General features: G+C 53.0%; 30 protein-coding genes and 1 pseudogene. 20 read left to right on the plus strand and 11 right to left on the minus strand.

The features are described 5' to 3' along the window. Window positions 1-2 precede the first annotated feature (2 nt). From EJA70_RS00660 to EJA70_RS00685, 6 genes are all read left to right on the plus strand, one after another. Complete coding sequence (locus EJA70_RS00660) at window positions 3-449, plus strand: DUF421 domain-containing protein (protein ID WP_158828909.1); 447 nt, start codon at window positions 3-5, stop codon at window positions 447-449. Window positions 450-539: 90 nt separating this feature from the next. Beyond that, window positions 540-767 (plus strand): PLD nuclease N-terminal domain-containing protein, encoded by a 228-nt coding sequence (locus tag EJA70_RS00665; RefSeq protein ID WP_158828911.1) that lies wholly within the window; start codon window positions 540-542, stop codon window positions 765-767. A 132-nt stretch (window positions 768-899) separates the two neighbouring features. Beyond that, complete coding sequence (locus tag EJA70_RS00670) at window positions 900-1,784, plus strand: manganese catalase family protein (protein WP_158828913.1); 885 nt, start codon at window positions 900-902, stop codon at window positions 1,782-1,784. A gap of 222 nt (window positions 1,785-2,006) precedes the next feature. Further along, window positions 2,007-2,432: a hypothetical protein gene (locus tag EJA70_RS00675; protein WP_371924483.1), complete on the plus strand. Its 426-nt coding sequence runs from the start codon at window positions 2,007-2,009 to the stop codon at window positions 2,430-2,432. A 55-nt stretch (window positions 2,433-2,487) separates the two neighbouring features. After that, window positions 2,488-2,991 (plus strand): ferritin-like domain-containing protein, encoded by a 504-nt coding sequence (locus EJA70_RS00680; protein ID WP_042559208.1) that lies wholly within the window; start codon window positions 2,488-2,490, stop codon window positions 2,989-2,991. A 93-nt stretch (window positions 2,992-3,084) separates the two neighbouring features. After that, a complete protein-coding gene (locus tag EJA70_RS00685; protein WP_042559207.1) occupies window positions 3,085-3,621 on the plus strand; it encodes a hypothetical protein in 537 nt (178 codons plus the stop codon). Window positions 3,622-3,816: 195 nt separating this feature from the next. Here the strand turns inward: EJA70_RS00685 and EJA70_RS00690 are convergent, their stop codons facing one another. After that, on the minus strand, window positions 3,817-4,065 hold the full coding sequence (locus tag EJA70_RS00690) for a DUF6555 family protein (protein WP_042559206.1): 249 nt from the start codon (window positions 4,063-4,065) through the stop codon (window positions 3,817-3,819). A 325-nt stretch (window positions 4,066-4,390) separates the two neighbouring features. Between EJA70_RS00690 and EJA70_RS00695 the strand changes: the two genes are divergently transcribed. Continuing rightward, window positions 4,391-4,657, plus strand: coding sequence for a DUF1652 domain-containing protein (locus tag EJA70_RS00695; RefSeq protein ID WP_042559205.1), 267 nt, complete (start codon window positions 4,391-4,393; stop codon window positions 4,655-4,657). A 351-nt stretch (window positions 4,658-5,008) separates the two neighbouring features. Here EJA70_RS00695 and EJA70_RS00700 read toward each other — a convergent pair whose 3' ends face one another. Both EJA70_RS00700 and EJA70_RS00705 read right to left on the minus strand, forming a co-directional pair. After that, entirely contained in the window at window positions 5,009-5,419 is a 411-nt protein-coding gene (locus EJA70_RS00700) for a response regulator (RefSeq protein WP_042559203.1), read from the minus strand. Between the two features lie 267 nt (window positions 5,420-5,686). Further along, complete coding sequence (locus EJA70_RS00705; protein ID WP_158828915.1) at window positions 5,687-6,910, minus strand: zinc-dependent alcohol dehydrogenase; 1,224 nt, start codon at window positions 6,908-6,910, stop codon at window positions 5,687-5,689. A gap of 187 nt (window positions 6,911-7,097) precedes the next feature. Between EJA70_RS00705 and EJA70_RS00710 the strand changes: the two genes are divergently transcribed. Further along, window positions 7,098-7,799 (plus strand): glycosyltransferase family 2 protein, encoded by a 702-nt coding sequence (locus tag EJA70_RS00710; protein ID WP_042559201.1) that lies wholly within the window; start codon window positions 7,098-7,100, stop codon window positions 7,797-7,799. Window positions 7,800-7,858: 59 nt separating this feature from the next. Beyond that, the gene (locus tag EJA70_RS00715; RefSeq protein WP_371924487.1) at window positions 7,859-8,074 is read left to right on the plus strand and encodes a hypothetical protein; all 216 of its coding nucleotides are present in this window, start codon (window positions 7,859-7,861) and stop codon (window positions 8,072-8,074) included. A gap of 67 nt (window positions 8,075-8,141) precedes the next feature. Here EJA70_RS00715 and EJA70_RS00720 read toward each other — a convergent pair whose 3' ends face one another. Together EJA70_RS00720 and EJA70_RS00725 are read right to left on the minus strand one after the other, a co-directional pair. Next, on the minus strand, window positions 8,142-9,002 hold the full coding sequence (locus EJA70_RS00720) for an alpha/beta fold hydrolase (protein WP_158828919.1): 861 nt from the start codon (window positions 9,000-9,002) through the stop codon (window positions 8,142-8,144). A 57-nt stretch (window positions 9,003-9,059) separates the two neighbouring features. Further along, a complete protein-coding gene (locus tag EJA70_RS00725; RefSeq protein ID WP_080896102.1) occupies window positions 9,060-9,269 on the minus strand; it encodes a hypothetical protein in 210 nt (69 codons plus the stop codon). A 406-nt stretch (window positions 9,270-9,675) separates the two neighbouring features. On the opposite strand from EJA70_RS00725, the gene EJA70_RS00730 reads away from it, so the two are divergent. From EJA70_RS00730 to EJA70_RS00745, 4 genes are all read left to right on the plus strand, one after another. After that, window positions 9,676-10,119 carry a DNA methylase gene (locus tag EJA70_RS00730; protein ID WP_158828921.1) on the plus strand — a complete coding sequence of 148 codons (444 nt, stop codon included), beginning with the start codon at window positions 9,676-9,678 and terminating at the stop codon, window positions 10,117-10,119. 45 nt (window positions 10,120-10,164) lie between these two features. Further along, the gene (locus EJA70_RS00735) at window positions 10,165-10,995 is read left to right on the plus strand and encodes an alpha/beta fold hydrolase (RefSeq protein WP_158828923.1); all 831 of its coding nucleotides are present in this window, start codon (window positions 10,165-10,167) and stop codon (window positions 10,993-10,995) included. A 149-nt stretch (window positions 10,996-11,144) separates the two neighbouring features. Continuing rightward, window positions 11,145-11,369, plus strand: coding sequence for a DUF2188 domain-containing protein (locus tag EJA70_RS00740; RefSeq protein ID WP_042559198.1), 225 nt, complete (start codon window positions 11,145-11,147; stop codon window positions 11,367-11,369). Between the two features lie 652 nt (window positions 11,370-12,021). Then, window positions 12,022-12,264, plus strand: coding sequence for a hypothetical protein (locus EJA70_RS00745; protein WP_158828925.1), 243 nt, complete (start codon window positions 12,022-12,024; stop codon window positions 12,262-12,264). A 21-nt stretch (window positions 12,265-12,285) separates the two neighbouring features. Here the strand turns inward: EJA70_RS00745 and EJA70_RS00750 are convergent, their stop codons facing one another. Next, the gene (locus EJA70_RS00750; protein ID WP_306109895.1) at window positions 12,286-12,819 is read right to left on the minus strand and encodes an SH3 domain-containing protein; all 534 of its coding nucleotides are present in this window, start codon (window positions 12,817-12,819) and stop codon (window positions 12,286-12,288) included. Window positions 12,820-13,024: 205 nt separating this feature from the next. Then, window positions 13,025-14,065 (minus strand): LysR substrate-binding domain-containing protein, encoded by a 1,041-nt coding sequence (locus tag EJA70_RS00755; RefSeq protein ID WP_256677585.1) that lies wholly within the window; start codon window positions 14,063-14,065, stop codon window positions 13,025-13,027. A 63-nt stretch (window positions 14,066-14,128) separates the two neighbouring features. Between EJA70_RS00755 and EJA70_RS00760 the strand changes: the two genes are divergently transcribed. The 4 genes from EJA70_RS00760 to EJA70_RS00775 all read left to right on the plus strand — a co-directional run bounded on the left by EJA70_RS00760 (window position 14,129) and on the right by EJA70_RS00775 (window position 18,335). Then, window positions 14,129-15,055, plus strand: a complete 927-nt coding sequence (locus tag EJA70_RS00760) for a DMT family transporter (RefSeq protein ID WP_200892975.1) — start codon at window positions 14,129-14,131, stop codon at window positions 15,053-15,055. Continuing rightward, a complete protein-coding gene (locus tag EJA70_RS00765; protein ID WP_158828927.1) occupies window positions 15,052-15,855 on the plus strand; it encodes an NAD(P)H-dependent oxidoreductase in 804 nt (267 codons plus the stop codon). The genes EJA70_RS00760 and EJA70_RS00765 overlap by 4 nt, the downstream gene beginning before the upstream one ends. Before the next feature lie 19 nt (window positions 15,856-15,874). Next, window positions 15,875-16,948: a hypothetical protein gene (locus EJA70_RS00770; RefSeq protein WP_158828929.1), complete on the plus strand. Its 1,074-nt coding sequence runs from the start codon at window positions 15,875-15,877 to the stop codon at window positions 16,946-16,948. An 85-nt stretch (window positions 16,949-17,033) separates the two neighbouring features. Next, window positions 17,034-18,335 carry a hypothetical protein gene (locus EJA70_RS00775; protein WP_158828931.1) on the plus strand — a complete coding sequence of 434 codons (1,302 nt, stop codon included), beginning with the start codon at window positions 17,034-17,036 and terminating at the stop codon, window positions 18,333-18,335. 366 nt (window positions 18,336-18,701) lie between these two features. Here EJA70_RS00775 and EJA70_RS00780 read toward each other — a convergent pair. The 4 genes and pseudogenes from EJA70_RS00780 to EJA70_RS00795 all read right to left on the minus strand — a co-directional run. Continuing rightward, window positions 18,702-19,310: pseudogene (locus EJA70_RS00780) on the minus strand (histidine phosphatase family protein); the annotation flags it as partial. A gap of 68 nt (window positions 19,311-19,378) precedes the next feature. Further along, window positions 19,379-20,380 carry a metallophosphoesterase gene (locus tag EJA70_RS00785; protein WP_158828933.1) on the minus strand — a complete coding sequence of 334 codons (1,002 nt, stop codon included), beginning with the start codon at window positions 20,378-20,380 and terminating at the stop codon, window positions 19,379-19,381. A gap of 432 nt (window positions 20,381-20,812) precedes the next feature. After that, window positions 20,813-21,133 (minus strand): hypothetical protein, encoded by a 321-nt coding sequence (locus EJA70_RS00790; RefSeq protein ID WP_158828934.1) that lies wholly within the window; start codon window positions 21,131-21,133, stop codon window positions 20,813-20,815. Window positions 21,134-21,300: 167 nt separating this feature from the next. Further along, the gene (locus EJA70_RS00795) at window positions 21,301-21,768 is read right to left on the minus strand and encodes a helix-turn-helix domain-containing protein (RefSeq protein WP_158828936.1); all 468 of its coding nucleotides are present in this window, start codon (window positions 21,766-21,768) and stop codon (window positions 21,301-21,303) included. Between the two features lie 304 nt (window positions 21,769-22,072). On the opposite strand from EJA70_RS00795, the gene EJA70_RS00800 reads away from it, so the two are divergent. The 3 genes from EJA70_RS00800 to EJA70_RS00810 all read left to right on the plus strand — a co-directional run bounded on the left by EJA70_RS00800 (window position 22,073) and on the right by EJA70_RS00810 (window position 23,792). Next, a complete protein-coding gene (locus EJA70_RS00800; protein ID WP_256677586.1) occupies window positions 22,073-22,627 on the plus strand; it encodes a hypothetical protein in 555 nt (184 codons plus the stop codon). A 212-nt stretch (window positions 22,628-22,839) separates the two neighbouring features. Further along, a complete protein-coding gene (locus EJA70_RS00805) occupies window positions 22,840-23,241 on the plus strand; it encodes a hypothetical protein (RefSeq protein WP_158828940.1) in 402 nt (133 codons plus the stop codon). A gap of 86 nt (window positions 23,242-23,327) precedes the next feature. Further along, window positions 23,328-23,792 carry a hypothetical protein gene (locus tag EJA70_RS00810; RefSeq protein WP_158828942.1) on the plus strand — a complete coding sequence of 155 codons (465 nt, stop codon included), beginning with the start codon at window positions 23,328-23,330 and terminating at the stop codon, window positions 23,790-23,792. The last annotated feature ends 7 nt before the right edge of the window (window positions 23,793-23,799 follow it).

Consider the following 23,799-nt stretch of genomic DNA (forward strand, 5'->3'; position numbering starts at 1 on the left):
TCATGGATTCGGTTTTGCGTGCTAGTGCGATGTATGTGGCTCTCATGGTGCTCTTCAAGATCGCTGGGCGGCGCTCCTTGGCGGAACTGACAACCTTCGATTTCATTCTGCTACTGATGATCGGTGAGGCGACTCAGCAAGCCCTACTGGGCGATGATTTTTCGCTCACTAATTCTGTGATCGTCATCGTCACACTTGTCGCCATCGATGTTGGCTTGTCCCTTCTTAAACAGCGCTCGCGGTGGATCTCACGGCTGATTGATGGCGAGCCGACCATAATCGTCGAGAACGGAAAACTTCTCCACGAACGCCTGCGTCGCGCGCGTTTGCTAGAAGCGGATGTGATGGAGGCTGCACGTTCCAGCCAAGGCATTGAGAAGCTGGAAGAGATCAAGTTCGCAATCCTAGAGCGCAACGGCAAGATCTCCGTCATTGCCCGAGATGACTGAATCGCGTGAGTCAATATGCACTTGCGGAATTACTTGAACACCTCTGGATTCGGGGGGCCTAAGCATTATCAATCTGAGGAGGGCTTAACCATGTCGGAAGCTACCAGCTATTTTGCAATTGCCGTCGCGGTGATCATTTTGCTCGTTGATCTGTGGGCTATCGTAAGCGTGTTTCGCAGCGACAAGACGGTGGGAGTCAAAGCCGGTTGGGCTATCGGGCTCATCATCTTCCCAGCCATTGGTTTAATCGTTTGGGGGGTTGCGGGGCCTCGTGGGATCAAAGAAGGCCCTTCGTCGCCAGAACACAGTAAGGGGTAGTCAGCATCCGTCTGTCGTTAGCGCAGAAGGTTTTTGAAATTTACCCAGATGCATTTGCTTCAGATGATTGTGGGTTGGCATTCGGTCTCTTACCGAGTGAATCGCAGCCCGTATTCGCCTGAGGAGAATGTCATGTTTCTACATAACAAACGACTTCAATACACCGTGCGGGTTGCCCAGCCAAATCCTGGGTTAGCAAATTTATTACTGGAGCAGTTTGGGGGAGCTCAGGGCGAGCTTGCAGCCGCCTCACGCTACTTCACCCAAGCCTTGGCAGAAGATGATCCAGGCAGAAAAGATCTGCTTATGGATATCGCCACCGAGGAGCTCAGTCACCTTGAGATCGTCGGGTCGATCATCGTGATGTTAAACAAGGGTGCCAAAGGACAAATGGCTGAAGGTGTGGAGGAAGAAGGAGAGCTGTATCGCGCCATTAATGGTGCCGGCAACGACTCTCACATCACCAGTCTGTTGTACGGCGCCGGTGCTCCGTTGACTAACTCGGCGGGCGTACCTTGGTCGGCAGCTTACGTCGACACCATCGGCGAACCCACAGCAGACATGCGCTCAAATATCGCCGCTGAGGCGAGAGCGAAAATTGTCTATGAACGGTTGATGAATGTTACCGATGATCCGGGTGTGAAAGAGGCCCTAGGATTTCTGATGACGCGTGAAATCGCCCACCAGTTATCTTTCGAAAAAGCGCTGCACGCCATCCAACCAAATTTCCCTCAGGGCAAACTGCCGGGCATGCCGGAGTTCACCAACGTCTACTTCAACATGTCACAGGGCGAAGGCAGCACTCGCGGCCCTTGGAACGAAGGGGACGATTGGGACTTCGTGGAAGATCCGGCGCCTGCAGTGGATGGTGGGGACGGCACCGCCTCTGTGCAATTGAGCGCTGAGGACGAGGCGCTGCTCATGGATATGAAAGCCAGGACGATGTCCGACCCAGACAGCAATCCGATCACAGGGGCGGACTTAGGGGCGGGGGTACAAGGCGAACCTCAACCTTGAAGAGCAGCCGCACGCCCTCTGGCGTGCGGTTTTCCATCTTATTTAGAGGGGAATCACATCATGGTTAACAAAAAATCAGCGCGTCGGAATTTAACTGGCCCTGAGATGCTCTTTGCCACCAGCGTCGCTTTTGAACGTGACGCGCAACGCGTATCCAGGCAGTTCCTACGGTCGCTTTCCGTATCTACTGAAAAGTACGATTCAAAAAAATAGGAGGTATCCGTGCCCGATCCGTTGACCTCATCAGGCGCACCGCCTCGCTTCTGGTTCGCCCGGTTCTCAGGAACTGGGTGGGGCGGGCGCGCCTTCTGGTCAATTTTGATTTCCGTAACATTGTTCTTACTCATATGCGGGTATGGCGCCTTTGTCGGCGCCAACAAACAAAATCTGCACTTCGCTTTTCTCGGTGGCATGTCAGGTTTCGCTGCGACGGCCGTAGGAGCTGTCGTAGCGATTGCGTTACGAGACATCGCCGCCCGTACTCAAGACACCATGTTGGGCTTCGCCGCCGGCATGATGCTGGCCGCCAGTTCCTTACTGCTTTGGGTTAGCTCCAGCCTTTTGTCTGTCCCCCGAAAAATATTCGGAACACGTCTCAAACGAGGTTGGTCAGTCTTCATGCACGGCAAGTTTTGCAATGCATGTTGATCCCATGCGGACGCCCATCGGGCGACGCCAATACTGACCAGAAGGAAGTTTGGAAATGGCTAGAAAAACTGTCGAAGACTTGTTTATCCATGAACTCTCTGACGTTTACAGTGCGGAAAAACAAATTACCAAAGCATTGCCGCGCTTGGCGAAAGCAGCGACTAATCCACTGTTGGCGGACGCGTTTACGTCGCACTTGGAGGAGACCCATGGGCAGATTGAGCGCATTGATCAGTTGGTGGAACTCACCGGTATTAAACTGAAACGTATGAAGTGCGTGGCCATGGAGGGGCTCGTCGAAGAATCGAAAGAGCTGCTCGAAGAAATCGACCAAGGAGCCGTGCTCGACGCTGCACTAATCGGTGCGGCTCAAAAAGTGGAGCACTATGAAATTGCCGCCTACGGCACACTGATAGCGATGGCCAAGCATCTCAAACTCGATGACGCGGCGGCTCTTCTAGCTGCGACCCTTGCCGAAGAGAAAGGGGCTGATGAGAAGCTGAGCAAGATCGCAGAGCAGGGCGGTAATCAAGCTGCGACCTTGGAAAAGAAACGCTAAAAGGTTTGTAAAGATCCGCTGCTTGGTGACGATGGCAACATCGTCACCTCTTTTTCCAAAGCATCGGCTTCATCACCTCAGGAACCATCCGATTTGCCGAGAATTCTGACCTCCCAATTGAGCGATACTGAGCTCACTGCGCGCGATGCGGAGATGTTCGGATCTCCTAAAGAGCGTCTGGATTTCTACCGTCGCGAGATTCAGTACGAGACAAGCATTCTTTCCAATCGAACGAACGCGTATCTGACTGCGCAATCCTTTCTGGTAATTGCTTTTGTGTCCTGCATGGCCAACGTAAATCCGGAATGGGGGAAGCTATTTACCTTAGTAGTGCCTGCCTTCCTAGCGCTGCTAGGAATTCTTAGCTCACTGAATGCTTGGCCTGGGATTCGCGCAGCGTATGACATCATCGATCATTGGTATTACAAGCAAAGCGAGCTGCTGCGAAGTGAGCCAGTGATGGGGTTGGCGTATGACGAGTCGCCTTTGTTTTGCGAGCGCGAATCCACTCACAAGGGATACCGAAAGGCGCTACTTTTCTCAGTTCGTACGCCTTGGATTTTTGCGACGTTTTGGGTATTGCTCGCCGGCTGGGCAATCTATATTCAAACCTCCAATCCTGGAGCATAACCCCCCACTACATCAGAATAGTGCGTTCGCCATGGCCCTCCATCTTCAATAAGGACATCGATCACATAGTAGGGATTGATCCCTTCGCAGACGGCATGATTGACCTCTATTCGGGGTACACCCATCTGATTGAGCATCTTAAGTCACTTCTTTGCGCAATTAGTCGCCAAGGGTTTTAGCCTTCCGCAGCTAGGTCTATGCCTCATTCCATTCCAAGATCGCGGTTTCGCGCCATTTAACTTCAGTCACACCGTAACGCTCAGCTTGAGGTTTTGACACGACCTTCAAGGGTGGTCGACCTGGTTTAGGAATTGGGGCCAGACCGGCATCGCAGCTTGCCCAATGCCAGGCATCCACATTGCGCATTGTTTTGGCGCGAATGACGAATGACTTTGGCTGCCCGTGGAGTTTGTAGTCGATGACAAAAATATCTGTTTGGCTCATGAGTTCCTCCTTACGCTCATAGGCAAAAGAGTGATGCTCGCAAAAAAAATTCCAACGTTTTTCAGTTTTCCTCGGAGGACGGTTTTTTCGCCAGGCTATAAGCGTTCGAAGTCGCCGATTTTTTGCTAGGCACCCCGAACAGCGGCGATCTAGAAGGGTCAGGGCGAGGTGTATTTTTTTCTAGAATGCGTTGCAGCGCACACAGACAGATGCAACGTTTCAGCAAAAGTAGTCTTAAAATGCGTTGTCAAATTGCTTCGGTGAGCATTTGACTCGCTCCGAATTTGGACAACAATCAATGAACACTGCTTTTAGGAAAAACGTAATGATTTCCGCTCTCGAGCTCCGACATATCATTGAGTGTGGCTTCCTACCATTGTCCTGCTCATGCACGACAAATGCGGATGGCTCATTGATGATTAAGGTTACCGATCCTTCAACAGGCAGTGTGGAGCTTTTGGTGACAGGGGTTTCGACTGCGGAGCTCACCTCTAGCAGAGCGATTGCCGCTCTAATTGGCGAGCTACGCAGTGAGATGACGGCACGCAAAACCAATTTCGAGTCGAGTGAGCGTAAAGCGCAGGGGCGTTGAGCAGATTGAGGCACAAACATAGCCATCAAAAGCCGCCTTTGATGTCAAACTGATATCGGTCATAATATGGCTTCAATTTCATGGAGCCCGTCCCGTGTCCTCCGATAGAACACAGCAACTTGAGCAAGCACTCCTAGCCGTTATAGCGGCAGCCACAAAGATGGGTGTGAGCTGTGATGCGCTATGCGCAGAAGCGGTTGGCGGCCTGATGGCAGATCGTTACTGGCAGTGGTCGCTCACGGAGCATAAAAACGGCGCTGCGGATGAGATAGAGGAGGCACTCACCAAGCTTCTGATGAGAGGAGTTACAAAGTCGAGCCCGACCTACCTCCGCATCTCCGATCCTGTAAGTCAGGCTTTGTGAATCGCGATACCAGGTTGTAATAACGTCGCCATAGCGATCACGAAATCATCCAGCGACCACGGCTTGTGCAGATAGATGCTAGAGGCTGGAACAGCTTCTGGATCTATCAAATATCCAGAGGTCAGGATTGCTGCAATTGATGGCCATCGACTACTTACCATCTCGATGAATTCGATCCCCTGGATCTGGCCGGGTACGCCATGGTCTGCGATCACCAAACGACACTGTTCATGAGTTTGAAGCAAATAGGTTAACGCATCATCTGCAGTCTCAAAGGAGATCGCCTTCCCGCCGACCTCCGATACGATTTCTTCCATCAGCGCTCGCAAGGTCGGATCGTCCTCGATGACGATCACCGATCCTTCAATAGGCAAAAAACCTTCCCACTGTACGATCAATCCGAGATCCCTTAGCCGAGCGCACCTGTCGGCGTTTGATGAGTCAGTTTGTGAGTGTATTCGCATTTCAGGATTTTGTGGCCCCTTGCGAATCTATTGATGACCCAGATCACAGATCGTCTCCAGTACCTGAACGAACTGGAGAGTCGAGGCCGACCAAGGTGGAAAACCGCTGCCTTTTTTTTGGATCGCTCCCCCAAATGAAAAAAGGACGAGAGTTTTCGGTATAAAACCGAACCATCTCGTCCTTTTCACTTACCGGTAGACTTAGGTAGTCAACAGTGTTGCGCTGCTATCGCTCTCCGGAATATCGATGTGGCTATCGCCGGGTGTCAGAATGACTTTTCGGCAGTCCTCTTCTTTTTTATCAAAGATTTTATATCCCTCAGCGGCCTGTTCCAGTGACATGCGATGGCTGATGATGACTTCCGGTGAAAGACGACCTGTTTCGATATGGTCGAGGAGCTCAGGTAGGAAGCGATGCACATGAGTCTGACCCATTTTGAAGGTCAGCCCCTTGTCAAATGCGTCTCCGAACAGGAAGCCATGGATGAACCCTGAATAAACGCCAGGAACACTTACGATGCCGCCGCGTCGAACGGCGGCGATGCACTGACGTAAAGCCTTGCCGCTGCTGCCCTCAAGCTTGAGTGTCGCGAGAACGGTTTCCGTCGTACTACCTTTTGCTTCAAACCCCACCGCATCCACGACGCCATCAACACCCCGCATTCCTTTGGTTTGTCGAATAATCGTATCTGCGGGATCGTCGTCTTCATCGAAGTTGATCGGAATTACACCGTATGTTTTCTGCGCGTATGCCAAGCGGTAAGGATGGTGATCGACCATGAAAATTTGGTCGGCACCGAGCATCCTTGCACAGGCCGCACTCAACAACCCTACGGGGCCTGCACCATAGATGGCGATGCTGGAGCCATTACCAATCCCCGCATTCGTTACGGCCTGATAAGCAGTTGGAAGGATGTCTGATAGGAAAAGAACCTTTTCATCCGAAAGCGTCCCCGGCACTTTAAACGGCCCGGTGTTGGCTTTTGGTACGCGCACGTATTCGGCTTGCCCGCCAGGCACCCCGCCGTACATGTGACTGAAGCCGAACAGCGCGGCTCCTGGTGGTATGCCCTTTTTATTTATGATCGCTCCGCGCCCTGTATTTGTTGTTTCGCAGGCCGCGAACAGATCCATTGCGCAGAAGAAACAGCTACCGCAGGCGATTACAAACGGAATTACCACACGGTCGCCGGGTTGCACGGCGGTCACAGCTGAGCCTGCCTCTTCAACGATTCCCATAAACTCATGGCCGAAGATATCGCCATGCTCGACAGTTGGAATCTTTCCCCGATAGAGGTGGAGGTCAGATCCGCATATCGCCGTTGCGGTAACCCGAAGAATGATGTCATCACTTTCTTCAATAACCGGATCGGGAACCGTGTCGACTTTGACGCTGTGCGCGCCGTGATAGGTGAGTGCTCTCATGACGTCTTACCTACTTCAGCTGGATGGTAAGTGGGAGAGGAGGATCGGGGAAAGTAAGTTCAGAGCGATACAGACGCAAATGACTAGCGGTCGCCTATACACGCTCGCTTGTAATTTTTTAAACCTAATGGAGCGAAATTAGGTCGACTGCTGGAGTCTGTAACTCAGATAGTCGGAGGTGACGTTAATGATCGGTGTTGTCATACCTGCCCACAATGAAGAGCATCACATCTCTGCGTGTCTAACATCTGTTCTGTCCGCCGCTGCACATCCTGCATTGGCAGGCCAGCGAGTCTGTGTAGTCGTCGTTTTAGACGACTGTGCTGATCAGACCGGACAGATCGTTGCAGCACACGGTGTTAGCGGGATCGAGGTTTCCTTTCAGAACGTGGGCAAGGCGAGAGCAACCGGTGCAGATCATCTTCTAGCCGCTGGCGCGGAGTGGCTTTCCTTCACCGATGCTGACACCGTAGTGCCACATGATTGGCTGGCGCGTCAGATTGAGCTTAAGGCTGATGCAGTTTGTGGGACAGTCGAGGTGGATAGCTGGAATATCCATGGAGATTTGGTTCGGTCAAAGTACATGGAGCTTTACCAGTTTATCGAGAATCACCGGCACATCCACGGCGCCAATCTTGGACTGAGTGCCGAGTCCTACCGGAACGCTGGCGGGTTCCAGCATCTCACTGCACACGAAGACGTCCATTTGGTTGCTGACCTGAAGCGGGTTGGTGCTCATATCGTTTGGACAGCCACGAATCCGGTAATAACCAGCGCCCGCAAGGATTACAAATGTCGCGGAGGGTTTGGAGAGTATCTAGTCAATCTGGGTGCCTCACTGGGATTGCCTGCGCTTGATCCACAGGTTAGCGCCAGCGTCTCTCTTTGAAAGTGCTGTCGGAAGGAGGTGGCTAGTTGGAGTACATCGATTACCTGCAATGGCCAGCCATGGTAGTGACGGTAGCCTCAGCGTGGTTTATCGGTTCGCAACGAGCGTATAGGCGCATGATCGCCTTTTGGGGATTTATCACCAGTAATGCGCTTTGGGTGATCTGGGGGTTTCACGCCGACGCTTACGCGCTGATCCTGCTCGAATGCATACTTTTGGGGATGAATGCCCGAGGCTTCAGGAAGAACCTCAATGCTTCCGAGTCATCAACCTAAGACATATAGCTCGAATGACTTTGACCCTACGTAGCCCGAAGCGATTACGGATTAGTGTACTGAGAGATCATTGTTCACGCAGGAACTCGATTATTTCTCTCGCGAGCTCGTCGGGCACTTCCTCCGCCATGTGATGCCCACAGTCGAGCCCACGACCACGTTGTCGTGTTGTCCACGGTTCCCACACGCCTAAAACATCGCCGTACAGAAGCTCAAGATCATCACGTAGTGACCATAAAATCATTGTCGGGCACTCGACCCTGCGGCTCTCGCGGCGGTCGACTTCATCGTGAATACGGTCGATTCCAAGGCCTGCTCGATAATCTTCGACCATGCCATGAACGGTTGCTGGATCATGGATAGCTGCTTGATAGTCTCTGTAGGCGTCTGCACCCATCGCCTCGGCTGTGCCGCCGTACCATCGATCAGGGTCGGCCAGGATTGCCTGCTCCGGTTTTTCGAGTTGCCCGAAGAAGAACCAATGCCACCATTTCGTCGCAAACTGGGCGTTACAGCGCTCGAGAGCTTCAAGTATCGGTACGCCGTCCAATATGCCTAGATGTGTGACGGCCTCGGGATGATCCATAGCCGTGCGAAAGGCGGTGTAACTACCTCGATCATGGCCAATCACGGCGAACCGCTGATAACCCAGATGTCGCATTAGGGCGATGCAATCCCGGGCCTTGGCGCGCTTGGAGGAGTCTGCATGATCGGATGTATCCTCAGGCTTTGATGACTGGCCAAAGCCTCTTAGATCAGGGCAGACAACATAATGATTTTTTGCCAAGAGTGGAGCAACGCGATGCCAGGTCGCATGAGTCCTAGGATGCCCATGGAGTAATAAGACGGGAGAGCCACTCCCACCATGCCTGACTCTGAGGGTTGCCTCTGGGAGTTTTACGATATCGAGCGAAAAGTTATCGAACATTCCAATGTCCTTGGCGGTGTCCACTGCTCTTCGATTAGCAATGACCCTGCTGGCTGACTATGTTTCATTGGGGCTTGAGTTTTTCTTGAGCCCTCGAAGGTTCATCAGGAAAAGACAAACCTGTAATACGATCAATGCATACGCGCCTGCGTAAAATCCCCAAATCACCCACAAAACGTTGCTCACACTGAAGCATACAAATCCGATCATCCGCCGTCCTGGCCGCTGCGACCCGATTAGCCATGCGGCGAGAACGGTAACAACCATCGCTGGCCATTGAATCCAGTCCAGATAAGCCAATTTGTCCCCCCGGTACAGTTCAGCGAAGTAAATCGCTAGGTCGATGCCACCTAGTCAATGGGCTTTTGATCGTTGGATGAGCTTTTCGATTTGCCGAGAATGTAGCAAGGATGAAGCTGACCATTTGGGTGGGTTGTGACGACCACAGATATCAATGACCAGCCTTCGCGAAGCTTAAGGTTTGCATCGTGGGCTGATAGCGATTCCATGACTTGAACTGTCTCGGATATGTGCATTTCGTCTATCTCAAATCCTAGGGGTCAAACATTAGGCGTCGCTCAAGAGGAAGGGTTCCTTTATTGGTGCCTCGCTCAGTTGGATCATTCGCGCTAGCGCCGGGTCTACATTGAGACGTTGCTTGAAGGGTGATCAAGTGAGCAAAATCGTCAGCGCACATGACTTACAAATTGACCTTCAAAGTGCGAACGAACCCGGTTTGTTCAAATGGCTGATCGCCAGTTTCCTGATGGGCAAAAGAATCCAGGGGCCGATTGCCGCCAAGGCGTACCAGGTGATCGTCGTGAAACACCATCGGGATACGCCGCACAAGTTGGCGAGCTGCACTCACCGCCAGTTGGTCATGATGCTTGGTGAGGCTCACTACGTCCGTTACGACGAGACCACCGCGTCGCGGTTATTGGCATTGGCTAACAAGCTGAATGCTGAATATCACGGCAAGGTCAGCAACATCGTCGCGGCAAGCGCAGATCGTAACGCCTTCGAAAAGCGGTTATCTGAATTTGAAGGGATTGGGCCGAAAACCATTGAGGTTTTTATGAGGGAAGCAGCTGCATTGCTCTTCAGACCCTCCTGCTAACTTTCACCTACAATGACTCCCGGTTACGTGCAGCATGGAGAAATCATGACAAACCACAGGCTAACCACGCTGGGCTTGCAGCTGAACGTTTCGATCTGCGGTCAAGGCTCGCCGGTGCTTTTGCTCAATGGTCTGGGGGGCTTGATTCGTACCTTCGATCCGCTGCGCGATGAACTGGACGACTTCATGACCATCACACTGGACGTGCCAGGGGTCGGCAAGTCGCAAATGCCCCGTTGGCCCATTCGCCTGCCACGCCATGCCGACGTGATTGCAGAGATGCTCCAGCAATTGGGAATCGACCAGGTCGATGTGTTCGGGGTGAGTTGGGGAGGTGCATTGGCTCAAGAATTCGCTCTTCGTTACCCGAGCATGGTACGCAGGCTGATCCTCGCGGCAACCTCTCCCGGCCCAGTGCTGTTGATGAAGCCTGCTGACGTTATGGATTTTTTCCGCAAGAGTAAAAACGCCAAAATGCGCAAGCAAGATAGCTCCCGCAATTCAATTCACACGCTGCTGCGGTTCGGTGTGATGAAAGGCATGCTCTCTGTTAATCCGCGAACGTACTATTTCCAGCTCGCAGCCTTGATTGGATGGACAAGCCTGCTCCGGTTGTCCCGGCTGCCTCAACGCACGCTGGTTCTTACCGGCGACCGCGATCCATTAATACAGCCGTACAACGCCCATATCCTGCGCCGCACAATTCGACGTTCAGAACTTCGCATTCTGAAGGGCGAGGGGCACTTCTTTGTGGCTACCAGCGCTAGACGAACCGCCGTCTTGATCCGCGAATTTCTTAGCCGACAGTATGAGGATGAAGGGATGGCACCGAGGTTCGCAAACCGAAACGCCAAGGTTAGCCTGGAGCGCACCTAGGTCGGTTAATCCGCTCTTTGAAGTCGTTGTTAGGGGGGGCTCACACGAGTCGTAGGCAGCATTGGATTCTTCGCCAATCCTTTCAAACTCTCCAGATCGACGATGGTCAACCTTGTAGCTGTTGTTGATTAATCATGTCGAGGTGATCCATGGATAACTACCACATCACAAAAAAAGAAAACGCTTGGGAGCTTGTCAAAGAGGGCGCGCAACGTGCTTCCAAAACGGCATCTACGAAAGCGGAAATCACTGAAATAGCCAGCGAATTTCTGCAAGGTAAAACGGCCTCTCTGAAAATCCACAAAGAGGATGGGACGATTCAAGAGGAACGTACCTTTCCTCGTGCCGCCGACCCTAGGAAAACAAAAGGCTGAGTCGAATCCTAAATAATGGGCGGCTGTAAAGAAGACTTTCTGTCGTTAGCAAGGAAGTCAGCTTTATCAGAAAGTCGCTTTCCGTTCCCGGCTGCGCATGTCTACCCACAGGGATTTCTTCAATGGTAATTGCATGTCTAGGATGGGGATCTCTGATTTGGAAACCTGGGGCATTACCGCTCGCAAGCAAATGGTTTTCGGATGGGCCCAGTTTGCCCATCGAATTTGCGCGAGTCGGTGATGGTGGAGAGCTCGCAACGGCGATCTGCGCGAATGCGCATCCATGCGCTGTTCTATGGGCAGTGTTGAATGTAAAAAACCTGGAAGAGGCATGCGAGGCCTTGCGTGTCCGAGAGCAAATTCCAGAGGACAGGGAGGATGGAATCGGTGTTTTTACCACCAGTAGCTCCCCAGTGGGAGTAATCGCCGAATGGGCACTCCTTCACCAATTGGACGCAGTTATCTGGACTGCGCTGCCGCCCAGATTCGAAGACATTGAAGGTTTGATCCCAACCGTTGATGACGCTGTTTCTTATCTAGCTGGCTTGAGTGCAGATGCGCAGGAGCACGCACGGGAGTACGTTAGGCAGGTGCCTGCTCAGATCGATACGTCCTATCGAAGGGAGATCAATTCAAGGCTTGGGTGGCATCAATGAGTGCACAGAGCCAAGCTCAAATCGGCGCCATCTTTGATCAGCTGTTGGCTCTGCGAGAGAGCGTCAACCGTCTCCAACAGATAGAGGATGAAAGAGTAGGTACGCTTCGTGGCCACCAGACCGTGGATGTGGACGGCGCTTTCCTATTGGTTTTTCAAAAGCTTCAAGACAACATCGCCGATATGGAGGAGGCTTTGGCCACCATTGCGGAAGCCACAGGCGATGCACCGAAGTTCTAGCGGATCGTCATTGAGGCAAAATCACATGCCATAACGCTTGTTGCCACCTGAAGTAATGCAGTACCGACCGCCTCTTGGCCCGATGCAAACGTTTCCCGAGGAACAAGGGCAGGAGGATCCGTATTCCGGAGTCTGCCTCCGGGTTGGTTGTACTGGCGAAGGCGACTGTCTCGGTTTAGAGGCGCTGTAGCAATTCGATCCGGTACAAAGACTTTTGGAGGAAAGCCATTTCGCAGGCTGGCCATCGACGCTTATGCGCACCCAATCATCCCGTTTTTCGAAGACCTGAACCTTGGCTCCCCGGCTCAACTTGGAGATAACTTTTCCGCCTGGTTGATCTCGGATATTTAGCTTGTCTGTGCTTACGTATTGATCAACTGAGGGGGCAGGTGTGGATGATGGAACCGAGGTAGATGAGACCAGAGTATTCGGAGTGGGAGGGGGGCTCGGTTGCACCTGAGCGGGAGGCGTGTCTTTTTTGCCTATCGCCCAAAGGATCGCGAAAAGAATCAGGAGTGGGACAAACCATGACTGGGACTTTTTGCGCATTTCCATTGCTCTCGCTCAGCAAGCATTATCCAGCCTGTCTTCCCTGACCAACCTGGCTTCGTAAACCTTTTGCGAGCTTAGCCAAGTTTCAACTTTCTGCACCTTACGTCAGTTCAAAGACTAGATCGCGCAGCCACGGTTAGCGTCCCCGCAAAGCCCACTTATTGATCGTTTGCTTTCACGTTAAAAAGAAAGCATCGACTGCAAATTATCAATTTTGTTGAACTCGCTGCGCTACGTCGCAAAGCCACCGGCGCAACAGCTGGGCTGCCTCACCCAACACCACATCTTTGGCCTGCACCAAATAGTAGCCCTTGCCAGTCTTTAGCACAGAGTCAAAAACAAGTACGAGAAGGCCCCGTTGTACATCTTCCTCGACCAGCCAAGGGCTGGTGAGCACTAAACCTTGATCGCGGCGCGCGGCATCGATTGCCAGCTCAGACTGATCGAACTTGAGGCTGCTCGAGAAGCTATCGAGTGACATACCGACCGATGATAGCCATTGAGACCAGTGAGCATGAGACGTCGTGTAGAGCAAGGTTGCTCCCGGCAAACATTCAAGGTTATGCAACTGGAGCCGTTCGCGATAAGCCGGGCTGGAATAGACCCTTACTTCGTCGGGCAAGAGCAGTTCTGCGTTCACACCACGGCCATATCCATCAAAATGCCGCACCGCCAGGTCGCAGGTAGCGTCATTGAAATCAACGGTATCGGTGGATGCGCTCAGGTGCAGTTGCACCTCTGGATGACGCTCCGTGAACAATGGCATCCGCTTTGCGAACCAGGAGCTGGCGAACGCCGGCGGCAGGCTTAACCGTACCTGTCTGTCTCTAAGACCACGGACGGCTAGGTTGGCTGTCTCCAGCTGGCGAAGAGCCGGCTTCACCTGCTCCCAGTAGCTCAGCGCTTCAGCCGTTGGCTGCAGCCTACGCACACTGCGTACGAACAGTGGCGTGCCTAGCCAATCTTCCAGCTTGCGGATCTGTTGCCCTACTGCCCCGGGCGTTACGAACAGCTGGCTTGCAGCAACGCTGACGCTGCCAGTGCGCATAACCGCGTCGAAGCAAGCAATAGCCCTGAGGGGCGTATCAGCTTTCATGACGTAGTTTTTCTCTTCTATAGATCGAAAACACATGATTTGTAGCGGCTTGCGTATTTTTCCACAATCGAATTTCGCAACAGCGCAGAACGAATCTCGATTTTCAAAGGAAAACTCAATGCCGATTGTCCGGGTAACGTGGTTTGACGACAAATCATCAACGATAAAAAGGGCCCATAAGTGAGGAAGTCAGTAGACGGGGCTGCCACGGCGGTGATGGTGCTGCTATGCCTGATTTGGGGTGGCCAGCAGGTAGCAATGAAGGCGGTTGCTGGTGACATAGCACCTATCATGCAGGTCGCCGTTCGCTCCGGAGTCGCTGCAGTCTTGGTCTGGCTGATCGGAAAATGGATCATGCGGGAGGTATGGTTACCAAGCGTCTGGTGCCGCTCTGGGTTGGTCGTGGCCGTTCTGTTCGCTGGTGAATTTCTGTTCGTCGCGCAAGGATTACGCTGGACAAGTGCTTCGCACATGGCGGTTTTCCTTTACACGGCTCCCTTATTCGCCGCCATTGGTCTGCACCTACGCTTGCCGGAGGAACGTCTTAGTGCGATTCAGTGGTTTGGTATGTCTTTAGCGTTCGCAGGGATCGCCATCACCTTTCTCATGCCACGCGATGGGACAGCCATTCAAAGCACCAACGCAAACAGTCTTCTGGGTGACCTGCTGGGCTTGTGCGCGGGCGCTGCCTGGGGATTTACGACGGTCGCGGTGCGTACCAGTCGCCTCAGTGAAGCACCGGCAACCCAGACCCTGTTTTACCAACTGGCAGGCGCCTTCGTCTTTCTGCTGCCCTTGGGCCTGCTGACAGTCCAGAGTTCGATGACCTTTACATCCGGCGCAGTCGCCAGCCTGGTTTTCCAGACACTAATCGTGTCAGTGGCAAGCTACTTGATCTGGTTTTGGATGCTTCGTCGCTATCTCGCTGCCCGCCTTGGAGTGCTGGCCTTCATGAGTCCGCTGTTTGGCGTACTGATGGGATATCTGTGGCTCGGAGAGCAGACAAGCTTCGGATTTCTGCTGGGCGCAAGCCTGACCATTGTCGGCCTGCTCGTGGTGAATCTCAGCAAAGCGGTCGAGCAGACTGGAGACGAGAGAAGTTATCCGACACCTCCAAATCGCGAGGAGAAAATGCATTTATGAAGACGTTAATAGTGTTAGCGCATCCAGAACCACGGTCTTTCAACGCTGCGTTAAAAGACGTAGCTGTCGAAACGCTGCGCGAACTCGGTCATCAGGTTCAGGTGAGCGATCTCTACGCGATGAATTGGAAGGCTGAGCTGGGCATTGGTGACTTCCCCGAGGATCGCGCCGATCCTGACTATCTCGATCTTTCCCGCGAGCAAGAACATGCGTTTGCAAACGGTTCCTATACCGACGACGTGAAGGCTGAGCAAGCGAAGGTCATGTGGGCTGACTTGGTGATTTTTCAGTTTCCTGTGTGGTGGTTTTCGATGCCCGCCATTCTGAAAGGCTGGGTCGACCGGGTATTGAGCCGGGGATTCGCATACTCATCAGGACACAAGTATGGATCGGGACTACTTAAGGGAAAGAAGGCCATGCTTTGTCTAACCACGGGCACCGCAAGCAGCCTTTATACCCCGGCGGGCATCGATGGCGACTTGCATCACGTACTCTGGCCTATCCATAACGGCATTCTGGCCTATACCGGTTTCACAGTTCTTCCCCCGTTCGCTGCATGGATGCCGGCGCAGCTCAGCGATGACGAACGTCAGCAATATCTGAATTCATATGCCGATTACTTGCGAAGCCTGGAAGCGGTGCAGCCGCTATTTTTTCACCCCCGTGAAGACTATGACGACAACCAGCAGCTGAAGCCTGGGATTGAAGCCCGCTCTGGTGTGCAGTGGAATCCACGTGCAGGACAGAGTTTTGAACAGGCTGCATCCCATTTTTCGGTGCAACCGAAGTCCAAAATCTAATTCTGACAGGAGAGAAATCATGGCAGTCATCATGCTGGCAGGCACCGGAAAAATATCCAATGCGATTGCTCAGACATTGGTTCTGACGGCAGGCGCGACCGATTCAATCTCACTGGTAGTGCTGGGCCGCAAACTTGAACATGCCGAACAGACTTTAGGACAAGCTCAGGCCATCGCGAGCTGTTCGGGTAGGAAAATCACTGGCGAAGCTTACGCCGTGGACTGGCAGGATCCGCAAAGCGTGCGGCCCGCCCTCGAGCAATGGGAGCCGGATCTCGTGGTGCAGATGGCCAGCGAACAGCCGCCCTCAGAATTGGGTAACGACGATGCTTGGTCTCAACTGGTTAAAGACGCCGGCTTTGGTATAACACTGCCCTTGCACTTGCCGCCGTTACGCACCGTCTGCCTTGCGATAGAGTCTCTGGGTAAGCGCATACCTGTTCTCAACGCATGCTTTCCTGACCTGGTAAATCCAGTCGCTGCACGGCTCGGCTGGCCTGTCGTAGGAGGTTTCGGCAACTTGGCGACGGTGGCCGCTATTGTTCGGGCGCAATGGCCTGCTGTCGAGAATGCCCGCTTCTTCGGATGCCACCATCATCTATCAAGATTTCTGAACAAAAACCTAGAGCTTGAGCACATGCCCCGGTGCTTTACGGCACACGACGAAGTAACGCCTCTAGAGCTGCTGAAGGTTTTACGTTCCGCTCCCAAGCCTGCCGATATCAGCACTCTCACAGCGGCCACCGCAACATCCATGATTAGGGCGCTATGTGGTTTGGATGCTTATTGGAAGGGCATTGTTTCAGGGCCACAGGGCAAGGTCGGTGGATTCCCTGCTGAGATCAAGTCGAAGGCGTTCGAACTTGACGTCGAAGGGCTGGATTTTCCGGCACTGGAGCAGTGGAACATCGCTCAGGAGAGCGGTGACGGGGTGTTGGTCAATCAAAATCTGGAGTACACACCGGCTGCGGTTGAGCTGATCCGTCGTCATGTTCCGCACTTCAAAGCATCATGGTCAGTCGATGATATCTCGATCAGCACGCTAATCGATATGACCAGACAGCTCAAGAATCGCTTGAAGTCGCTAGGCTAGACGATGGCTGGGCAGGCTTGACGCGACTGGCGCTGAGCGACTGAGCTACGATCATTTATTCGTCAGTCGCTAGAAAGTGATCAGGATGGAAGGCACGCCAAAGGCTAAGAATTCAGCCGCTGATATGTTGGACGAAGTCATTACCAGAGAGTCCCTGTTCGAGCAGGCTTGGACGATGCCAATGACCAAAATTAGCTCGCGCTACGGAGTCTCCTCCAGCTATCTCACGAAGGTCTACATCAGCCTGAATATTCCAAGACCGCCCGTTGGCTACTGGGCGCAAGTCGCGGTAGGGAAAGCTAAAGCTCGCCCGGTCTTGCCTGAGGCTCAACCAGGCGATTCAACTGTTTGGAACAGAAATGAAGCACCGCTTCAGGTTGCGCGATCCTCACCCATAAAACGAAAGCAAATGAGCCGGAAGGCACCGCTCAACTCTGACATGCAACCTCGTAGGCACCCACTTTTACTGAGTATTGAAGATCACTTCAAGAAAGTGCGGGAAAGCGAGAACGGCTACGATAGGCCTACAAAACGTGCGATGGCGGATTTAATAGTAAGCCGCAGTGGGGTCACTCATGCGGTCGACTTCGCAAACCAGTTGTTCCTCGCGTTTATGAAAAAAGGCCTTACGGTTACCTTGAGCGATCCTGCCGAGCGCATGAGCCGCGAACCAGTTGATCATAGGGACAAGCCGTCATCGAGATACGTCTATCCCTCGCTTTGGCAGCCCCAACGTCCGACAGTGGTTCATGTTGGAAGTGTTGTTTTTGGTTTGTCCATTTACGAAATCAGCGAATACGTTGAAGTCAAGAGCGTAGACAAAAGGTTAGTCCGGCTGGGTTCGCGTCCAGAGAGAAAACGCGTTGCCCCCTATCGAAACGAATGGGTAATGAGCGCCGACATGCCCAGCGGTCGGCTGTGCCTTCAAGTTTACTCCCCGTACTATCGGGCAGAGTGGGTTCAGAGCTGGAAGGAAGACAAGCCTGGCGATCTGATCAGTAAGATCCCAAGCATCGTGAAGCTTTTGATCGCTGAAGCTCCAGGGCTTGCGGAGAAAGTGAAGCTTGAACGGGAGAAAGCCGAGCTCGAGTGGCAAAAGCACCAATTACAAATGGCGGAATGGAAAAGAAAAGAGGAGGAAAAGCGCCAACTCAAGGCCATACAGGAAAGTCGCGAGCAACTGGAAGCCGTAATCCAGACGTGGGCAAAAGTGAACAGTATTCACGCATTTTTCGCCGATATCGAAAAGTCAGCACAACGATTGGATGGTGTGTCGAGAGAGGCGGTCATGGAGCGGCTGGCCAACGCGAAGGAATTGATCGGCGACCTTGATGCGTTAAAGCACTTCGCTGACTGGAAACCACCACTGCTCCAGGACGGCGAGTAGAACGCCCAGCTTTCACAGTGGGTGAGTGCGCGTGGAGTTAAAATGTGAGTGCGGAAGAATACAATCGGACTCAAATCGTGACGCTGAGATTTGCCAGCAGCGCTTTTCCTCCCAAAGTCACTCAGCTCCCAAGGGCTTTCCAGCGGGAATGTTTAAGGGCGTCAGACACGCAGCTGCTTTAGCCTCTTGCAGCCGTTGTTCGGCGTACGTGACTGAATCATCATTTGGAGTCGGATAACCTGCTGCTGAAAGAGCCTCTGCGCGCTCTTCAATGAGCAGGCGCTCAGGATCACGAGCGACTTGATAGACTCTTCCTGGTACGCGCCAAGTTGCGTCCATTCGTGGCTCCTCAGGGGCTGACCGACATACTCTCCACCCGGTTTCGTCGGGATCTTTCAAGAGCAGGCATCCACCACAATTGGGCACGTGGTTAGCGATCTCATAATCACGCCAGTCCAACATAGCTGCGCCATCAATGCCGAGCGGCTTGCGCTCAATCAGCCAGGCTACAGCGTTGATAACCTGACCATGCGAAAACGCTACGATGTCTTGAGCGGGATGTTCAGCAAGACGCTCCAGGAAAGACTGAGCTCTAGCTATGAAATCTAGAAATGACTCAGCGCCTTCACCATCCATGAAACCAGGATCTGCTTTGGCCCAATACGCCTCCACCCATTCGCGCCGATCAGCGACGGTTGTGCCAGTGCACCGCGCGGGTTCAAGGTAAGTGAATTCTTGGATGGGCCAAGTTTCAAAAGGGATATGAGGAAACAACGCTGCGGTCGCCATAGCGGTTGAGTGCGCTCGGGTGAAAGGCGAGGCAGCGATCAGAGCCGGAGCATGGTTGAACGACAATGCCACCAGCTGCGCTTGCTCAACTCCTCTCGGGGTGAGAGTAATGGTCGCGTGATCTAAAGTGGCTTCGCCCGCGTTCGCAGCGCTTTCTCCATGTCGTATTAGTCTCACATGCTTCATTTACGAACTACTCGCACAGATTCGGCCATCATTTCTCTTAGATCCCCAAGGTTACTGGTACTCAACCCTCAATCAAGAAGCCTCGACAGCAATCCCTCAATCTGGGTGCCGGCATGCTTGAATTTCAGCTCTTCGAGCTTAGCTTCCCTTCGTTCGCCGGTGAGCAAGCTGAGTCCGTGAAGCGCATTAAGCAACTTCTGAGACTCACCAATTTCCGAACGCAAAGTCAGCCAGGTAGTGTTCACTCGACGAGCTAACTCGTCGGCCTCATGGCTCAAGCGTTGTGACTCAATTAGCATGTTAGCGGTGGTGGTGGCCTTAAGATGACCTAAAGCCTGCTCAAGTTCGTCCAGTAGCTCGGTAACAGCCTCCGATTGGTCAAGTGACACGGGGCGCCCCTCCACATAAATCGTGTCCGCCTGAACGCAATAGACAGCTAGTGGCCCTTCACCCCCTCCGGTGCAATCAAGTGCAAGAACGTTCCCTAGCCGAACAGGCTCTGGAATCCAGGTGTGCCCCGTGCACACACGCCAGACCCCTTTGACACCTTCTCGATGGTGCTTTTTGATCCGCTCGCGCCCCCATAGCGCGATCTCTTCTACAGCAGGGATTGATATGTCTCGAGTGAACTCGACCCATGACATCCCGGCAGGGACATCAGCATGAACAACGCCAACCAAACCGCGAGCGGACTCGATTTCTATGACTGTGGGAAGGCTCTCGAGCTTCCCAATGACCATCTCTTTCGATTCGTCAGCGATGGTCGACCACCAGCCTGCACCATGAGCCACATAACGAGCGCAGGGGTTTTCCCTGTAAGCGTTGATAAGCATCTGCTCATGGTTACCTTGAACGGTGAAGAACCACGGCTCACCAAGAAGCTTCAGACCGTCGAGGACTCCAGGCCCGCGATCTATGAGATCACCCACCCCAATGACTCGGTCGATAGTTTTGTCGAAACCGAGCTTCAATAATCCTTTGTAGAGATCAATCGACTTGAAGTGAATGTCACCGATAACGAAGTCGCGACCGACCTCGTTCCGGGGAAGCCTCAGGACTTTCTGACTCATGCGCGGGTTCCTTCCTCAATGGTCACCTACCAAGTGACCAAACCCGTATTGTCCACCCCGCGACTGCACCTTCCAACAGAAATATGGACAGACAGGATGACTACACTCCATTGCGCAGTGCTGAAGGTATCCCTGGAGTTTCTTCCGTCGATGGAAATAACGAGAGCAAGCGGAGCGCGCAGGCCAGTCAGGTCGGAGGCGCGAGGATGGAAGCCCAGAGGGCCATGACTTGGCGTCAGCCATGGCATGGTTTACGACAGCCGCCCCGATAGGGCGCGCCATAAACCGCGATTTGCTCAGATTTTCTTCAGCAGTCGCTCGAGCGTCTGGGCATTACGTAAACGGACGGAACCGGCTGATAGCTGTCTGGCGCTAGACTTCTATCAGGCCACCTGAATCGCATAGGAATGCGCCCTGCAGATCCAAAAGTAGCTACGTGGGATTGCACTTTTCTCCGGCCTTATTTGCCTTGGAAGCGGCTTTCACTGCTTCGCTAACCAGCTTTCCATTTTGAGGGTTCATTGACTTATCCGGGCCATGCAACTCGTAATAGCCAGCAGGGCCATCCGGCATCAACTCTCTGCTGTAGCTCTTGAACACATTACAGGAAGTGGTTGCGCCGCAGCTCTGAATAGAAAGTGAAGCGATACAGTTTTCGGCAAGCTTCTTCAGCTTTGTCATCTCCGCTTCCACAGTCTGTGCCTGCGCATCCGCCACAATTAGCAGCAAAGCTACGCCTAAGACTTTTTTCATCAAAACACCTGCTCTCTTCTTTAGTTGAGGGCAGACCTTACCTCTGCGAAGTTAGAGCAACCACTCAAAACCGCGTCAGAAACTGCATGAGCGAATGCAGAAGAAACGGTTGGTCGAGTGGGATGGTTACGCCAGGGTGAGTCAAGGATCGCTGATGTTCTGCCGGCTTAGGTATTCCAATATTTTTGGACAGTGCTTCGCGCAACGCCGAGCTTTTCGGCGATTGTTTTCCTGTCGAAACCTTGCGCTTTCAGGGCTCGAATGTAATTCGCATTAACGGGCCGCTTTGGCTTGCCTTGGGAGCGCTTGATGAGCTTTCCGTCACTAAATTGCTCCTCCACCAACTGCCACCCTCCAGACATCTCGAATTCCCTGATTCGCATGGCAGTACGTTGCAAAGCCTCGGATGGAAGTTCGTCACCCTGCGCAGCAATGACGAGAGTGACCATAGTCAAAAGGTCGAGGCCTAGATAGTCAGCGATCTCGTCCAGTTTCTCCAACGTGGCATTCGCTCGGGCCTGCTCAAGCTTCCCCACGTACGTCCTGTGCGTTGCTCCCGCCAACTCTTCGTAACTCAACCCCTGATGAGCACGAGCTCCACGCAATGCTCCTGCCAGCGCTTCTTTCAGATGCATGAGTCGGATCCTCAAAACTGAGGATAGAGCCACGGTAAGCGTGTTTCGATAAACAGACCATAGTGATATTATCGTGACATATGGTTTGCCAAGCAGTCGTTTGATCATAGCGGCGGGATGTTTGGATTGATGATGGATTGGTCATGAGAGCAGCACCTAAGACGCGGCCAGGGACGTCTCGATGGGAGACGCGCTCATCAAGTCCGACCCTTATGGCCCGCGTAAGCCTGCCTGCAATCGTCACTGAGCGACGTCTTGGCAAGAACCAGATCCACTTTTTAAGCGAAGGCAGGGATAGTGAGTGATGAAGTTCGATTGCGTGAAAGTTTCAGGAAAAGTTGACTACGTTCGATCTGTTGATCGAATGAACGGCGGGCATAAAGCTAAAGTCAGCATCGATGGTGCAGTTATCCCGAATTTGCAAGTGTCGAACAAGCTTTATGAAGAGTTAGAGGTCGGCGAGAGTGTAACTTTGTATGGCCTGTTTAAAAGGAACAATGACAAAGAAAAAAACACAGGCATCTTGTACGGCCTAGCGAAGCAAAACGGCGAGAAATCATTTGCAACCCAGTATAGATATCAAGTCCCGCTTTTTCTGACGGTCACTGCGGTCATCGCATTTTTCTTAACTTTCGTCGCCGGCTGGATCGCTTCGATATTTCCAGTGCTGTTTTTCTTCGGAGAAAATTCAGATTATATGTATACCACCACGGTATTTGCAGTAATTGAGTCGAGCTTGGTTGCCGCCTTTTTCCTGTGGAGGGCATGGGTGATGTTCAACGCTACGTCTAATCCTGAAGCTTGGGAAGCTACCGAAGCCGCAGTGCTATCGAGTCGCTTCAGTAAGCTGCATAAGTAATAGTCCTGTACGTAGGGCCCCGGCCTCAGGATCGCTGCGCCAGACTGACCTTTTCTTGCGAGTATCGGGCAAGCGGAGCGCGCAGGCGTGCTGGATGAGCGCCCAACGGGCTGAGACGCGGCGCAGCCGTGGCTCAGTTCTCGCCAGCCTTCCGCCGCAGGCGGCACGCCATAGCTACTGCCCGATATCAAATCAACAAGGATGCGGCTGAAATGACCCACGATGAACTCCGTCAGCTTGAGGGCGCTAGGCGAAGGACGCTGTGGGCCCTTGCCAGCCTCCGTCCTGGCGATCCCACTGCATCCGACCTCCTTGCCATCCTTGATGATCTCGACGACCAAGAGCGAAACGACACCCCCTGTAGCGATAAGCCACTCGACCTCATAGAGGTTCGTAACTCTGTCTCGGTGATGCGCCATAACTCCGGCATCGACATCATTTTGGAGCAGACTATTCCGCAGCCCTGGCGAGAACGCTTTCTGCAAGCGAGCATCGGATCAACCAGAATTCCTGAGGGGCCCTACGCCGCAGACTGGGATAAATTTCTGACTGAATGGGAGCGTGAGATGCAGCATCTGAAAAATCACCGAGCTGCACAGGCTCCTACCAGCTAGAACGGCTGGTTCGAGCGATGGCGGCGGAGGCATACAAGCAGTCGGTGGAGCCGCTGAAATCACAGCCTTCAAGCAGGAGCAGCAACGTGGAACGGCCTTCGTTTTTTATTGATTTTGAAGCCTCTGGAATAGCTCCTGATAGCTATCCTATCGAGGTCGCCGTCGTGTCGAGTGAGACCTCCTTCAGCTCGCTTATCAAGCCAGTCCGGTACTGGACGCACTGGTCGTTCGATGCGCAAGACATGCATGGTCTCACTCAGGATCATTTGCTTCAGGAAGGTGATACCCCACACACCGTGGCTGATCGAATGAATCAGCTGTTTTCAGGGCAGGTGCTTTGCAGCGACTCACCTCAAGACAGTTTTTGGTTCGATGTGCTTTTCGAGGCCGCAGATCTGATGCCCACCTTCGAGTTGAAGCCTTTGGAGGTTTTTGTGGGCCGGGAGGCTGCCAGTGAAATCTACCGGCGACTGCCGACAGCCAGGCATCACCGAGCTCTAAATGACGCGACTGCTTTGATGAACGCCTGCCGTGTTTTTTTCGAAGCTTGAACTATCA

Source organism: Pseudomonas sp. PB103, from assembly GCF_009764635.1.
Taxonomy (GTDB): Bacteria; Pseudomonadota; Gammaproteobacteria; order Pseudomonadales; family Pseudomonadaceae; genus Aquipseudomonas.

Bases quoted from the DNA above. Each gene is read 5' to 3' on its own strand.
- EJA70_RS00710 (WP_042559201.1), top strand. From the start codon at position 7,098: ATGATCGGTGTTGTCATACCTGCCCACAATGAAGAGCATCACATCTCT.
- EJA70_RS00785 (WP_158828933.1), bottom strand. From the start codon at position 20,380: ATGAGTCAGAAAGTCCTGAGGCTTCCCCGGAACGAGGTCGGTCGCGAC.
- EJA70_RS00790 (WP_158828934.1), bottom strand. From the start codon at position 21,133: ATGAAAAAAGTCTTAGGCGTAGCTTTGCTGCTAATTGTGGCGGATGCG.
- EJA70_RS00750 (WP_306109895.1), bottom strand. From the start codon at position 12,819: ATGGAAATGCGCAAAAAGTCCCAGTCATGGTTTGTCCCACTCCTGATT.
- EJA70_RS00795 (WP_158828936.1), bottom strand. From the start codon at position 21,768: ATGCATCTGAAAGAAGCGCTGGCAGGAGCATTGCGTGGAGCTCGTGCT.
- EJA70_RS00705 (WP_158828915.1), bottom strand. From the start codon at position 6,910: ATGAGAGCACTCACCTATCACGGCGCGCACAGCGTCAAAGTCGACACG.
- EJA70_RS00775 (WP_158828931.1), top strand. From the start codon at position 17,034: ATGGAAGGCACGCCAAAGGCTAAGAATTCAGCCGCTGATATGTTGGAC.
- EJA70_RS00735 (WP_158828923.1), top strand. From the start codon at position 10,165: ATGACAAACCACAGGCTAACCACGCTGGGCTTGCAGCTGAACGTTTCG.
- EJA70_RS00660 (WP_158828909.1), top strand. From the start codon at position 3: ATGGATTCGGTTTTGCGTGCTAGTGCGATGTATGTGGCTCTCATGGTG.
- EJA70_RS00665 (WP_158828911.1), top strand. From the start codon at position 540: ATGTCGGAAGCTACCAGCTATTTTGCAATTGCCGTCGCGGTGATCATT.
- EJA70_RS00800 (WP_256677586.1), top strand. From the start codon at position 22,073: ATGAAGTTCGATTGCGTGAAAGTTTCAGGAAAAGTTGACTACGTTCGA.
- EJA70_RS00690 (WP_042559206.1), bottom strand. From the start codon at position 4,065: ATGAGCCAAACAGATATTTTTGTCATCGACTACAAACTCCACGGGCAG.
- EJA70_RS00680 (WP_042559208.1), top strand. From the start codon at position 2,488: ATGGCTAGAAAAACTGTCGAAGACTTGTTTATCCATGAACTCTCTGAC.
- EJA70_RS00740 (WP_042559198.1), top strand. From the start codon at position 11,145: ATGGATAACTACCACATCACAAAAAAAGAAAACGCTTGGGAGCTTGTC.
- EJA70_RS00670 (WP_158828913.1), top strand. From the start codon at position 900: ATGTTTCTACATAACAAACGACTTCAATACACCGTGCGGGTTGCCCAG.
- EJA70_RS00805 (WP_158828940.1), top strand. From the start codon at position 22,840: ATGACCCACGATGAACTCCGTCAGCTTGAGGGCGCTAGGCGAAGGACG.
- EJA70_RS00715 (WP_371924487.1), top strand. From the start codon at position 7,859: ATGGTAGTGACGGTAGCCTCAGCGTGGTTTATCGGTTCGCAACGAGCG.
- EJA70_RS00760 (WP_200892975.1), top strand. From the start codon at position 14,129: ATGGTGCTGCTATGCCTGATTTGGGGTGGCCAGCAGGTAGCAATGAAG.
- EJA70_RS00770 (WP_158828929.1), top strand. From the start codon at position 15,875: ATGGCAGTCATCATGCTGGCAGGCACCGGAAAAATATCCAATGCGATT.
- EJA70_RS00725 (WP_080896102.1), bottom strand. From the start codon at position 9,269: ATGGTTGTTACCGTTCTCGCCGCATGGCTAATCGGGTCGCAGCGGCCA.
- EJA70_RS00765 (WP_158828927.1), top strand. From the start codon at position 15,052: ATGAAGACGTTAATAGTGTTAGCGCATCCAGAACCACGGTCTTTCAAC.
- EJA70_RS00695 (WP_042559205.1), top strand. From the start codon at position 4,391: ATGATTTCCGCTCTCGAGCTCCGACATATCATTGAGTGTGGCTTCCTA.
- EJA70_RS00745 (WP_158828925.1), top strand. From the start codon at position 12,022: ATGAGTGCACAGAGCCAAGCTCAAATCGGCGCCATCTTTGATCAGCTG.
- EJA70_RS00720 (WP_158828919.1), bottom strand. From the start codon at position 9,002: ATGTTCGATAACTTTTCGCTCGATATCGTAAAACTCCCAGAGGCAACC.